The 11,865-nt window shown below is 66.6% G+C and carries 12 protein-coding genes; 10 read left to right on the top strand and 2 right to left on the bottom strand.

Annotation, left to right across the window (positions count from 1 at the left end; all coding sequences use genetic code 11):
• The coding region (locus QHF85_RS42600; protein WP_281333204.1) for an IS630 family transposase at positions 1-632 on the bottom strand (632 nt) is incomplete at its 3' end.
• Between the two features lie 1,165 nt (positions 633-1,797).
• Here QHF85_RS42600 and QHF85_RS42595 point away from each other — a divergent pair.
• Entirely contained in the window at positions 1,798-2,727 is a 930-nt protein-coding gene (locus QHF85_RS42595) for a hypothetical protein (RefSeq protein WP_281333203.1), read from the top strand.
• A gap of 2 nt (positions 2,728-2,729) precedes the next feature.
• On the opposite strand, the gene QHF85_RS42590 is transcribed toward QHF85_RS42595, so the two are convergent.
• Entirely contained in the window at positions 2,730-4,031 is a 1,302-nt protein-coding gene (locus QHF85_RS42590; protein ID WP_281333205.1) for a hypothetical protein, read from the bottom strand.
• On the opposite strand from QHF85_RS42590, the gene QHF85_RS42585 reads away from it, so the two are divergent.
• The 9 genes from QHF85_RS42585 (at position 3,972) to QHF85_RS42545 (ending at position 11,416) form a co-directional block, all read left to right on the top strand.
• Positions 3,972-4,877: a sigma-70 family RNA polymerase sigma factor gene (locus QHF85_RS42585; RefSeq protein ID WP_281333202.1), complete on the top strand. Its 906-nt coding sequence runs from the start codon at positions 3,972-3,974 to the stop codon at positions 4,875-4,877. The genes QHF85_RS42590 and QHF85_RS42585 overlap by 60 nt on opposite strands.
• A gap of 192 nt (positions 4,878-5,069) precedes the next feature.
• The gene (locus QHF85_RS42580) at positions 5,070-5,699 is read left to right on the top strand and encodes a hypothetical protein (RefSeq protein ID WP_281333201.1); all 630 of its coding nucleotides are present in this window, start codon (positions 5,070-5,072) and stop codon (positions 5,697-5,699) included.
• A 17-nt stretch (positions 5,700-5,716) separates the two neighbouring features.
• Positions 5,717-6,091: a hypothetical protein gene (locus QHF85_RS42575; RefSeq protein WP_281333200.1), complete on the top strand. Its 375-nt coding sequence runs from the start codon at positions 5,717-5,719 to the stop codon at positions 6,089-6,091.
• 113 nt (positions 6,092-6,204) lie between these two features.
• Positions 6,205-6,459: a hypothetical protein gene (locus QHF85_RS42570; RefSeq protein WP_281333199.1), complete on the top strand. Its 255-nt coding sequence runs from the start codon at positions 6,205-6,207 to the stop codon at positions 6,457-6,459.
• Positions 6,460-7,093: 634 nt separating this feature from the next.
• A complete protein-coding gene (gene ltrA, locus QHF85_RS42565) occupies positions 7,094-8,458 on the top strand; it encodes a group II intron reverse transcriptase/maturase (protein ID WP_281333198.1) in 1,365 nt (454 codons plus the stop codon).
• A 127-nt stretch (positions 8,459-8,585) separates the two neighbouring features.
• Positions 8,586-9,524, top strand: coding sequence for a hypothetical protein (locus QHF85_RS42560; protein WP_281333197.1), 939 nt, complete (start codon positions 8,586-8,588; stop codon positions 9,522-9,524).
• Positions 9,521-10,006: a sigma-70 family RNA polymerase sigma factor gene (locus QHF85_RS42555; protein WP_281333196.1), complete on the top strand. Its 486-nt coding sequence runs from the start codon at positions 9,521-9,523 to the stop codon at positions 10,004-10,006. The genes QHF85_RS42560 and QHF85_RS42555 overlap by 4 nt, the downstream gene beginning before the upstream one ends.
• A gap of 121 nt (positions 10,007-10,127) precedes the next feature.
• Positions 10,128-10,709, top strand: a complete 582-nt coding sequence (locus tag QHF85_RS42550; RefSeq protein ID WP_281333195.1) for a hypothetical protein — start codon at positions 10,128-10,130, stop codon at positions 10,707-10,709.
• Positions 10,706-11,416 carry a DJ-1/PfpI family protein gene (locus tag QHF85_RS42545; protein WP_281333194.1) on the top strand — a complete coding sequence of 237 codons (711 nt, stop codon included), beginning with the start codon at positions 10,706-10,708 and terminating at the stop codon, positions 11,414-11,416. Before QHF85_RS42550 ends, QHF85_RS42545 begins: the two co-directional genes overlap by 4 nt.
• Positions 11,417-11,865 lie beyond the last annotated feature (449 nt).

The raw sequence follows: 11,865 nt of genomic DNA, 5'->3' as shown, positions 1-11,865 counted from the left end.
CGCTTGTAATCGTAGGTGCGACGCTCCGCCTGGCCTGGCCGCATCGGCAGGAGCGGCTGTGTCCGATCGAGCGCCTGGATCTGCGACTTTTCGTCGACCGACAGCACGAGCGCGTGCTCCGGCGGGCTCATATACAGGCCGACGACATCGCGGACCTTCTCAACGAAGTGTGGGTCGGTCGAAAGCTTGAACGTCTCGCTACGGTGCGGCTGTAGCCCGAAGGCCCGCCAAATTCTGGCGATCGCCGTCTGGCTCATCCCAAGCGCATTGGCCATCGAGCGCGTCGACCAATGGGTCGCGTTATGCGGCTTCGTCTCGAGCGTCCTGGTCACGACGCGCTCGACCTGCTCATCCGTGATCGTGCGAGGAGCCCCGGACCGAGGCGCATCGCTCAATCCCTGCAGGCGATGCCGAAGAAACCGACCTCGCCACTTGCTCACCGTTTGTCGCGAGACGCCGTTCGACGCGGCGATCTCGCCGTTGCTCTTGCCCTCCGCGCAGTCCAGCACGATGCGGGCACGGTCCGCCAGCGCCTGCGGAGACTTGGGCCGGCGTGCCCAGCGCCCCAAAGTCTCGCGTTCTTCAGCAGTCAGGACCAGAGGTTCGAGTGGGCGGCCAGTTCGAAGTCGCATCTTCCCACTCACCTCCATGTGTTGAGGGAGGGGATCGTCCAAAAAATGTTCGCGTTCTTCTAACTCAGGACACTAGTCCCCCAGCCGATGAACGATGAAGCACGTGAATTGCCTGGGTTTCGATGGGCCGCCCCTCACGTCAGCAAGCGGCATCAGCTCGGGGGAGATCCCCCGCCAGAGTTCGCGTCCGCGGAATGGCCCGCTGGCTCTCGGGCGGATGCTCGGCGTCATGCACATCCGCGGTGACCACGGCGCGATCGGGCACGAATGGACAGTCGTCCGGTTTGTCGGGCAGCCCGCGAAGTTTGTCTCTTCCCACCCACGGTTTGCCCGTGTACCGTGTTCCCTCATGGCAGAAGCTCGATCCACGGCTCAGCCACGCGGCACGTCTGCTTCCGGGACGTTTGTCCGCTCCCTGTTCAACTTCATCCTCACCGCACTCTCCATCGGCGTCGCGGTGATGTGCGTCGTCAATGTCTTTGCCTCCTCGATCGAGGTGGATCGTCTGGCGAACCAAACTACCTGTCAGGGTCAACCGGCGACTTGCGAAGCACAGTACACGATGTGGGAGCGAACTCCTTGGGGGCACACGCTCCAATTATCGACGCCCGCAGGGATGAAGACCGTGCAGTGCCAGCGCGAGTACCTCCTCGTCGGCGCGTGGAGCTGCGCGAAACTCGGCAAGGCACCCGAGCCAACCGCGAGCGTGAGCGCCGTGCCATCCGTCGGGCCGTCATCCGCCCCGCCGCGGAGCGTGGTGCCGAAGGCCAAACCCCCGGGGCCACGACCGATGCCGTCATCTCCCATGGCAACCCCCACGAACGCGATGGGGAGCCGATAGGATGCCGCGTCGGAGTTGGAACGAGCGCGACCGCGGCGGTAGCATCCTGCGCATGCGTGCGGCGATACGCGTGGGCATCGTGATCGCGGCCGGTTTCGCGGCAGCGGCGCTAGGGCCGTTCGCGTGCGGAGGTGCCAACATCGGCTCTAACTGTCCACCGGAGGTCCCGGACGAGTGCTGCCCTTGCCCTCTGCCTGAGTTTTGCCCGGACCCTGAGCATCCGGGGTATACAAGCCCAAACCCATCCCCTGGGACTGCCCGAACGCGTGTGATGGCCCGCAGCCGCTGCCGCCCAAATGTTCGGACGGGGGCGCAGATGGCGGCATGTCCTCACTCTGCACGGGCGGTGCGTGTGTCTCGCCAGCGCCCGACGGATGGAAGCTGGTCGCCTTCTTCTCGGACTGGCGCGAGCCGCCGCCGTGCCCGGTAGAAACGCCGATCCTCGCGTTCGAGGGGCTCCCTGCGCCGCCTCCTCCGTCCTGCGGCGCGTGCACATGCGAGGCCCCCGAGGGCAAGTGCAGGTTGCCGGAGACGTGGACCGTCAGTTCCGCCGGCTGCGACAATCCTGGGGGCGGTGTCAAGACAAACTTCGACGCCCCGACAAACTGGGACGGCACCTGCAACCAGGACAAGGCGATCCCCGCCTCGACGCTCTGTGGCGGGGTACCGTGCGTCCGTTCCATCACGATCTCTCCGCCGGTGATCGAGGAGCTACCCTGCAAGCCACACGCGGACGGCGATCCGGAGCAGCCCCTCCCGAAGGCATGGAATGGCGGGCCACTCACCCCTATCGGCCGGGCGTGCATGAGCGACAAACCGTGGCCGAGCTGCACCGAGCAGGCGGGGAAGGTCTGCGGTCCGGCGGGGGAGGACTACTCCTCGTGTATCCTTCGCGAGGGAGAGCATCCGTGTCCCGAGGGGTGGGGTAGCGAGAGGCACCTGCTCTACGGAGACATCCAGGACAACCGCGAATGTTCGGCGTGTTCATGCGGACCGCCGACGGGCGGGACGTGCGCCGTGTACGCGGCCGTGTTTGGTGCTCCAGCATGTTCCGAGGCCAAGGCCGGGGGCGAAGTCTCCGCGGGCATGATCGCGCCCTGCCACGACGTCATGCCAGGCGCCCCGTTGAGCGGGAAGACGGCCGACTTGCTGAACTACACGAAGGGCACGTGTATGCCGAGCGGAGGTGAGGTCGTGGGCGACCTCGTCCTCGCGAACGCGGCGACCGTGTGCTGCGCCGCGGCCACGAGCTAGGGCTACGGGAGCGCCCACACGATCGACGAGCCGACGCCAAGGCTGACCGGGAAGGGCCGCCAGAACTCCGGACGACGGGCCACGATCGTCGGGGGGAGGATGTTCCACACCCCTTCGAGATCCAGACGCAGGGACAGTGGCCCGAAGATGGGCGCCGCAACGGCTCCGCGCAGGCCAGCACCGAGGAAACCGCTCAGCCCACTGTCTGCGTGCGTTGCGTTCAGTGCTGTCGCCTGAATCGCGCCTGTCGCCAGCAGCCCGCACGCCATCACGGGCCCACGCCGGAGGCAGCCCGCGGCGGTCGCCGAGGTCACGTGCACCTGGACCTCCGTGAGGCCAACCGGACGCGTCCTCCAGAGCGGCATCCACCGAAGATAGAGCTCGGCGACGAACGCTCCCCATCGACGCCCAACGAGGAACTGCGGGCCGATCGCCGCCTCCGGCGCGAGGTTGTACGTGGCAGCCGGACCCAGCCCCACGAAGTAGCGCCTCGGCACCGCAACCGGCGACGGGGAGGGGGCCGGTGGCGGAGGCTTCGGCGTCTCGCAGACCGGGCACGGCTTCGGCTCCGGCACGGCAGCCGGGGGCGCGGGCGGCGGCGGCTCTGGCGGCACGAAGGCGCCCATGAGCGTCGCCGCATCGAACGCCGACCAGAACAGGATCTTGAAGCACTCCGTCGTCGGGGAGTAGTCGTGCCCGGCCTCCCCGAGCGCTTCCCCGGTCGAGCTCTTGATCGTCACCTTCGCTGACTTGCCGCCGTCGGGGAGCCGCTTTACGCGCACCTCGAGCACACGAGCCGCCGCTGGGTCGAGCACGCTCGGACGCACCCAGCTCGTCAGCGCGGTACGGAAGTCGCCCGGCTGGTTGCACGCCGCGGGGAGCGACCGATCTGCCTCGAAGTCCAGCCGGTGGTGCAGCATCTCACCCGCAAACGATTTCGATGGTGAAAGCGCCAGCCCCGCAACCACCGCCACAGACACTCCGGACCAACCGCCCTTCTTCGCCCGAACAACCGTTGTCCGGGACACACGATCGGCAACATCGCTGAACATCTTGAGGGCGCTGCAGATTTTTTTCGTAGATCGCTCCTGCTGGCGACATTTACGGTTGTGGGCACCTCGCGCATCGAAGGACCTGACAGTCCGGTGGACACCCCGCCCGGCGACGACGCCACGGCAAGCACGGATGCACCGGCAGACGCCCCCGGGGTGCCCGTCGAGCGGCTCCGCCGATACAGAACGGCGATGGCGGACGTCGCGCGACGAGGCGTTGGGGATGAGCATCATGTCGAGGACGTCGTCCATAATGCGTTCGTCGTGGCGTATGGCAAAGAGAAATCGAACTGGCCAGAACCAGAAGACGAGGGCGGGTGTTTGGCGTGGTTATGCAGAATCGTCCGACTGCTCGTGCTGAGCCACCGGCGCAAGTACCGCGAGGAGCCCATGGCGCCCGAGGATCTCGAGCAGCTCATGGTTCCGGAGGTGGAGCCGCGCAGTTATGATGATATCCTATCCGCGCAGTCGGCGATCGACACATTGAGCCCAGAGCAGCGGGATCTGCTGGAACAGCATTTCTTGCACGAAAAGCCGCTCTCCCAGATTGCCCAGGAACGCGGCGTCGCTTACACGACGGTCGTTTCGCAGTTCCACGGCGCGCTGAGCGATGCGCGCGCGTTCGTGGAGAACGACAAGCCCCCGTCCAGGCGCCGGCGCACGCGGGTCGCGGCTTTCCCGCTCGTGCTGTTCGCCATGTTCGCGCGCGAGGCGCGCGCGGCAGTCTCCGTGGCGCGGGCGCGCGTGGCGGCGTCTCTCACCCGTTCTCCGATGCGCTTCCTCGGTGGTGTCGCCGCGGCGGCAGCATTTCTCGGGGCCACGCCAAGTGATGCGCCCTGCGCGATGCCGCACGATCCCGATGGGGCATATGCGCAGACGGTGGCCGCCGGCGCGGTTCACGAAGACCCCATCGCGCCTTCTGTCGAAAGGTGCGAACGCGTCGAGCGGACAGAGTCGCTTACGCTTCCTCCGATTCCGACGCAAAAGCCAGCGGCGGCTCCGCGCCCGCCTCCACGAGCTCGGCCGTATGTGGAACGGTCGCTCGGTCAGGTGGTCGATGCGAACGCCGTGCGCCATGGCGATCTAAAACCGCAGTAACGGACCAGCCTGCCAGCAAACGACCCGCAGAAGGGGGCGATGGGGCACGGTTCTCTGGGCGAGCGTTCCCATCGCCCTCTCCTGGGGGTCGTTTGTCGCCGATCTCAGGCGGCGGCGAATCGAGGCGCCCCTTTCCACGCGCACGCCCTCGATTCGCCGCCGCCTCGGATCGGCGACGCCCACGGAGGAACCATGAATGCGTCACAGGACGTGGACGACGAAGCAGCAACGACGGTGATGGACCGCTCGGCACTTCCGCCGCAGAGCGGGACGCGCATAAGCGTGGCGCATTCCGAGCCGCCGCGCGACACGATCGTGGATCGGCCCTCTGCGTGGAGCCGTGCTCGAGCGTTCGTGGACGCCGTGGTTTTGCGTGTCCGCGAGCGATTCCGTAAGGCGCGCCTTTCTGATCGCCTTCCCCCGCTGCCGCCTCCGCGATCGGCAAGGGCGACCCGCGTCTCCGCAGGCGTCGCCGGCCATGACGAGCGCGGCGAGTTGCTCCTGCTCGAGCTCATGCGCGTCGACGCGGCCTACCAGGACGCGGCAATCTACATCGTACACTACGCGCGGGCGCTCCGTAAGCTCGGGTACGACGCATACGCCGAGGGGCTCGTTCATTTTGCTCTTTCGAGGATGCGTACCGACGCCGACGGGTTCGTCTCCGTCGCACGTTTGCGTGACCGCGTTCCCGAGCTTTCGTATTCAGGAGCGCTCGTGCCCGCGCTGCTTCGGCTGCAACGGAGCGGCATCGTGACGCTTACGTCAACGAGCGAGGAAACCTCACGGCGCCCGGAGCGGGTGCAGCTCCGGATCCCGTTGTGACTGCAGGGAGATCGACGATGGAGACGCTGCAAACCGAGCTTGTGCTCGCGAGCGATGGGATAATTTACGTGAACGTCGAGGACGACCCGCCTCCCGGTCGACGCGTGTTCGTTGGTTACGCACTGACCGCTAAGGAACGGGCGCAACATGGCACGCGCAGGCTGCTCCGGTGGGCGTGCCTCCAGACCATTGCGCTCGGGAGCGATGGGTGCGTGTACGTCGAGGATCGCGCGATCAACGCCGAGGGACGCAAGATGTTCCGCGGGTACGCCTTGACCGACGAGGAAGCCGAGCGCGTCTTCCAGGAGCTCCATCGTACGGCGCTCAACCTGACGATCGCCGCGCTGCGGGCGAATAGGGGCATGATGGGCGGATCCGCCCCGCCTGCATAGCCGCATTCCGCCACTCCCCTTGGCCGCGAGGCCGCACAACATGTACTCCCGTTCGGAGGAACGCCCGGTCGAATGGTCGATGACGGTGCGCGCAGTCCTGCCGAGCCGGCGAAATGGCTACTTCCAAGCGATCCGAGGGACAAGACGTTCGGGCTTTGAAGGTGGACGTTCCGGCTGCGCTCCGATTGCAGCTCAAACGTGAAGCACTCGAACTCGATGTCTCCGTGCGGGAGTACGTCCAGCGGATCCTGGAAAACCGCCTCCCAGCGGACATCATGGCGAAGGTCGAGGAGCAGGCGAAAGCGAACGGGGTGAGCCCGACGGAGCTTTTGATAAATGCGCTCCGAAGCGCCGGCGTCATTAGCTGAGCACGTCCGGGCGGACGTACATTGTGCAGGATGAACTGATTGCACCTTGAACGGGTGAACGTCGGGGCTACGTTTCTCGCCCATGGCGGCACGCACCTGTCCCATTCAAACGGGACGTGCGCCAGGAAAAGCCTGGCGAAGGAGGAAGATGAACTGAAACCTTCGATAGCAACCCGCGGGTGAGAGTCCCGACCGGCCAAGGTAGGGCCGCCAGCCGGAAGCGAGTCTTGCGTGGTTCACGGGTAACCGTGGCTGCGAAGCGTAGACAGCGGGCGTGCGGGCCGTGTGATGGAGCCCCGAAAGTTGAATTAGTCGTGGAGGCCGACGCCGTGTCTCAAGCGGAAGGCAACACCGACGCGCCGAAAGAAGGGCACTGCCCAAAGGCCTGGCGCGGAGGCTCCACCGGGGTCTGAGAGCAGGGCACGTACGCATGGGTTGCCCAGGAACCTGGGAGGCCCCGCCACCTCCGCGCGGCAGGAGAGCGCGGTAGCGCCAAGCGACGGCACAGGAGCGAGGCGCCAGGGGCGGCGGGGAGTCGGAGCGCCGCAGTAAGAGCAATGAAGTGGGGGAACCGTCCCGAGGGACCCCGCAGAGCAAAGGGCGGCGCCGGTTTACGGAACCGCTGGAGGGAAAGATGACGGAGACACCGAGCTCCACCAGCATCTCCACGAAACTCGAGCGGATAGCGCAGCAGGCAAGGGAAGCGCCCAACATGGCGTTCCAAACCCTCGCCCATCACATCGATGTCGACTGGTTACGCGAAGCATATCGGCGCACACGCAAGAGCGGGGCGACGGGCGTGGACGGGCAGACCGCGAAGGAGTACGCGAGCCACTTGGAGGAAAACCTCCGCTCGCTGCTCGATCGCGCGAAATCCGGCACGTACCGCGCGCCGCCTGTGCGGAGAGTCCATATCCCGAAGGGTAGCGGTCCGGAAACGAGGCCGCTCGGTATTCCGACCTTCGAGGATAAGGTGCTCCAGCGCGCCGTTGCGATGGCGCTGGGGGCCGTCTACGAGCAGGATTTCCTGGACTGCTCGTACGGCTTCAGGCCCAAGCGCTCGGCGCACCAAGCGCTGGAAGCGCTGCGCGACCGGTTGATCACGAGCGCGGGCGGGTGGATCCTCGAAGTCGACATTCGCAAGTTTTTCGACAATGTGGATCATGGGCACCTTCGGGCCTTCCTGCGCCGCAGGGTACAGGATGGCGTGCTTCTGAGAGTCATTCAAAAGTGGCTCCACGCGGGCGTGCTCGAAGACGGGTGCATTGCGTACCCGGACGCGGGCACGCCACAAGGCGGCGTGATCTCGCCGCTTCTGGCGAACATCTTCCTGCACGAGGTCCTCGACGCCTGGTTTGAGCATGTAGTCAAGCCGAGGCTGCGGGATTGGGCAGTGCTCGTTCGTTATGCGGACGACGCAGTGCTCGTCTTCGGGCGGGAGGAAGACGCGCGCCGGGTGCACGACGTGCTCGCGAAGCGATTTGCGAAGTACGGGCTGACGCTGCATCCGGAGAAAACGAGGTTGATCCCGTTCCGGCGCCCCGACCACCGCGCGTGGCGAGGTAAACCGGGGCAAGGTCCTGGCACCTTCGATCTCCTCGGCTTCACCCATCATTGGGGACGCGCGCACAGCGGGAAGTGGGTCGTGCGACGGCGAACCGCCAGGGATCGCTTTCGCAGGTCCGTGAGGCACGTCAAGGACTGGTGCAAGCGATACCGCCACAAATCGATGCGCGAACAGCAACGGAGCCTTTCGTTGAAGCTACGCGGTCACTACGGGTATTTCGGCATCGCCGGCAACTCGGAGGCGATCGGACGCTTCTACCAGATCGTCTTTCGGATCTGGGGCAAATGGCTTCGACGCCGCTCTCAGCGTCGAGGGACGTGGGACTCCCTGGTCGAGAAGATGAATCGGTATCCGTTACCGCAGCCGCTTCTTGCCCATGGACAAGCCACGGCCGGGCGGCGGACAGACCAATCACCTGTAGCGAAGCCGTGATCGAGGAGCCGGATGCGTGAATTGCGCACGTCCGGATCTGAGAGGGGCCGGGGCGGGCAACCGCCCCGGCCTACTCGACAGGTGAGCGGTGAATCCGCAGTTACCGACGAAGAAGTATCTCCTCGAAATGGCTGATTTGTTGTGGCGGCGCGCAGTGGAACGTATCCCGGCCGGGGTGCTCATGGAGGACGAAGAAGCGCTCATGGACGCGCTTTGGGAGGTGCGGCTGCCACCGCAGCCTGGCACCGCGCAAGAGCGCGAGATCGATCTCGCCCTCACGATCGAAGCGATGTCCGCCTGCTTCGACGGACAGATCGCTCTCATGTGCCTGCCGCGGTGGGCGCAGTGTGGATACCCTGAGATTCAGCTTCCCGAAACCTACGCGGCAGCGCTCTTGGCGACGACAGTCACCGAGGATGTCCTCGCGTGGGTCCGCCCGCCGTTCCGTACATTCGTGCTGGAGGTGCCCAATGCGCTACTCTCGCTCGACACCCAGCAGGGACAGTCTCCCGTTCGCGTGATTCTCGTACATCACGACCCGAAGCGCGAGAAGTGGGCATACGCTGCCTGGACCGCATCGACCGCGTGCATGTGGAGGTTTGGTGTGACGACGGCGGACCTCCTACCGCCGTCGCTGCCCGACTTCGACCTGACGGAGAGCTCGCTCTTCCCGATGACCGTGACGGAACACGACGAGCGTGTCGCCGCGCTGATCGGGCGGCTCATCGTGAACACGTGTCTCGCGATGACCGATCCCGCGCGCGTCCGCGCCCCTTCGGCCCCGCTGGGCAAGAGGAAGGGCGCGGGGGCCCGACGCGGAGCCGACTTGCCGAGGACGATGGTTTTTCGCGTCGGCAAGCCGCTCGAGAAGGATTTCCGTCCGGCAGTGCGGGATTACATCGCAGGGCGGAAGCGCAACCTGAGCGTCCAGACGTTGGTCGCAGGGCACTGGAGGATGCAGGCTCATGGGCCCGCGCTGTCGCTGCGGAGGCTCATCTACATCGAGCCGTACTGGCGCGGGGACGCGGACGCGCCGATCCACGTGCGGCCCATCCGGCTCGGATGACGCGCGCGCGCCAAGAGCGCGTCGAGGCATTGTACCGGGCGCATTCCGCTGCCATTCGCGCGAGGCTAAGGTGGTTCGGTCTCAGTGGAGCGACGCTGGAGGATTTGCACCAGGAGGTGTTCGTCATCGTGCTCCGTCGGGTAGAGGATATCCCGGAGGACGCGAGTGCATGGCTCGTGCAAGTCGCGCGATGGGTCATCACGAATCATCGACGGCGCCGCCGAAACATATCCGAGGTGCTCGACGCGGAGGCAGGCATGGGTGCGCCTGCCCTCGCGGAGGACGTGGAGCTCCGCGAGCTCGTGCGTCGCGGGCTCGAGGAGCTCGGCGACGCGGAGCGGCAGCTCGTGATCCGGCACGACCTCCACGGGGAGACGGTGGTCGAGATCAGCGGCGAGCTCGGGCTGACGACGCGACGGGGCTACGGGCGCCTGTACGCCGGCCGGGAGCGACTTCGCCGCATCTTTCTGGACGATGAGTAAACGCCCACGGCTTCGCCGGATCTGCTGCAGGAGGGCGGGCGCCTCGCGCTGAAGCTCGCGGCGGATCGGCGCCCAGCTAAGGCTCTTGTGGCCCGGCGCGAGACGCGCAAGCATCCTCCTCATGACAACCACACGCGATGCGGGGCAATTCTCGCGCCCCGCCCCAGGCGAGGCATGCCCGGAAGCATGGTTCGAGGCCTTCACAACCGGGCTGCGGGGGGAGGAAGCCCTGCTCGCCATGCTTCTGCCACGTGTCGCGCCGGAGGTCTCCGTGGTTGCCGCCGCAGCGTTGGGGCTCCAGCGCGCGGCCCCCGAGGAATCTCTCGAGCTCCGGCTCGAGGCGCCCACTGGCGACGGCCTAACGCGCGTCGACATGGTCGTTTGCCCCGCTGGCAGCGACAGTCGCTGGGCGTTCGAGTGGAAGCTGCTCTGGCAACTCGGACCTCGCGAATGCGTGGCCGGCATCCAGCGTGATCTGGTGAAACTGCAGGGGCGGCAGCGAAGCGCTGTTGTCGTGTTCGCGTATGCGGTTCATGAGGCGCCGGCTTATTGCCACGCTCGGGTAACCAAGGAGTCCCTGCCGACCACAGTTGCACATGCCGTCGAGAAACTCGGCCAGCCCTACCGGAGCTCTCCCATGTTCACCATCGAACAGCTCGGGATCCACGCCAAATACCAGGTCCTGGCATGGGTGCCGAGATGACGAGGCAATCCTCCTTCCGCGCCGGTCTGCTCCTCTTCCCCGACCTCACGCAGCTCGACCTCACGGGCCCTTACGAGGTGCTCGCACGCCTACCGGACGCCGAGGTCCATCTCATCGCAGGGAGCGCGGCTCCGGTGAAGACCGAGCACGGCTTGACGATGCTTCCCTCCACCACATTCGCGGACGCGCCGCCGCTCGATCTCGTTTGCGTGCCGGGTGGGTTCGGTGTGAATGCATTGCTGGACCACGAAGAGACGCTTGTGTTCTTGCGGAGGATCGCAGCGCGTGCCCGGTACGTGACCTCGGTCTGCACGGGCGCGCTGGTGCTCGGTGCTGCGGGGCTCTTGCGCGGCAAGCGGGCGACCACGCACTGGGCGTCGCTCGAGTTCTTGCGCGCATTCGGCGCGGAGCCCGTCGCCGACCGGGTGGTCGTGGACGGCGCGGTCATCACCGGTGCAGGCGTGACGGCCGGGATCGACATGGCTCTGCGCATCGTCGCGGAGCTCGCCGGGCCCCGCGTCGCCGAGCGAATCCAGCTCATGATCGAGTACGACCCCGATCCCCCCTTCAACGCCGGCTCCCCGCGCGTCGCCGAGCCCGCCCTCACGGCCGAGCTGCGGGCCGCGCTCGCCCCGCGCATGGAGGCGCGTGCCGAGGCCGTGCGACGCGCGGCCGAGCGTCTCGAAGGCCGAGGCCCGAACGCGTGAACGCACCGTACGGGCGCGCCTCGGTGCACTGCGCCAGGGCATGCTCGGGCGATGGTAGGGACGGAGCTCGGGCGACGGCGGCTCCACGGTCGCGGGGGCCGGCGTCGCCACTGGCTCGATGGCGGGAGGTTCGCCCGTCCGCGTAACGGGGGCAGCAGACTCCTCCGACGCGGGCTGCGTGGCAGGGGGCTGGACTTCCGCTGCAGGTCGAGCCGTTGCAGGTCGGGGCTGCTCCTCGCCACCCCAAATCCCCCGACCGAGCTTCATCCCATCCCGCACCCCCCGCCGAGCCCTCTTCGCCGCATTCTCCGCCCTGCGTTCATTGAGCTCGAACGCGAGCACGAGCAGCTCCTTCTGCCTCTCGTGCATGGCGAGGTCGTGGTCGAGGATCATGCGGACGAGGCTTGCCGTGTCCGCGCCGTTCGTCGGGCTCGCATGAAACGACTTCC

Source organism: Polyangium sp. 6x1 (assembly GCF_029946515.1).
In the GTDB taxonomy this organism is placed as follows: domain Bacteria; phylum Myxococcota_A; class Polyangia; order Polyangiales; family Polyangiaceae; genus Polyangium.
Note: the sequence above shows the minus strand (reverse complement) of the source record. Positions and strands in the feature narration are given on the sequence as shown.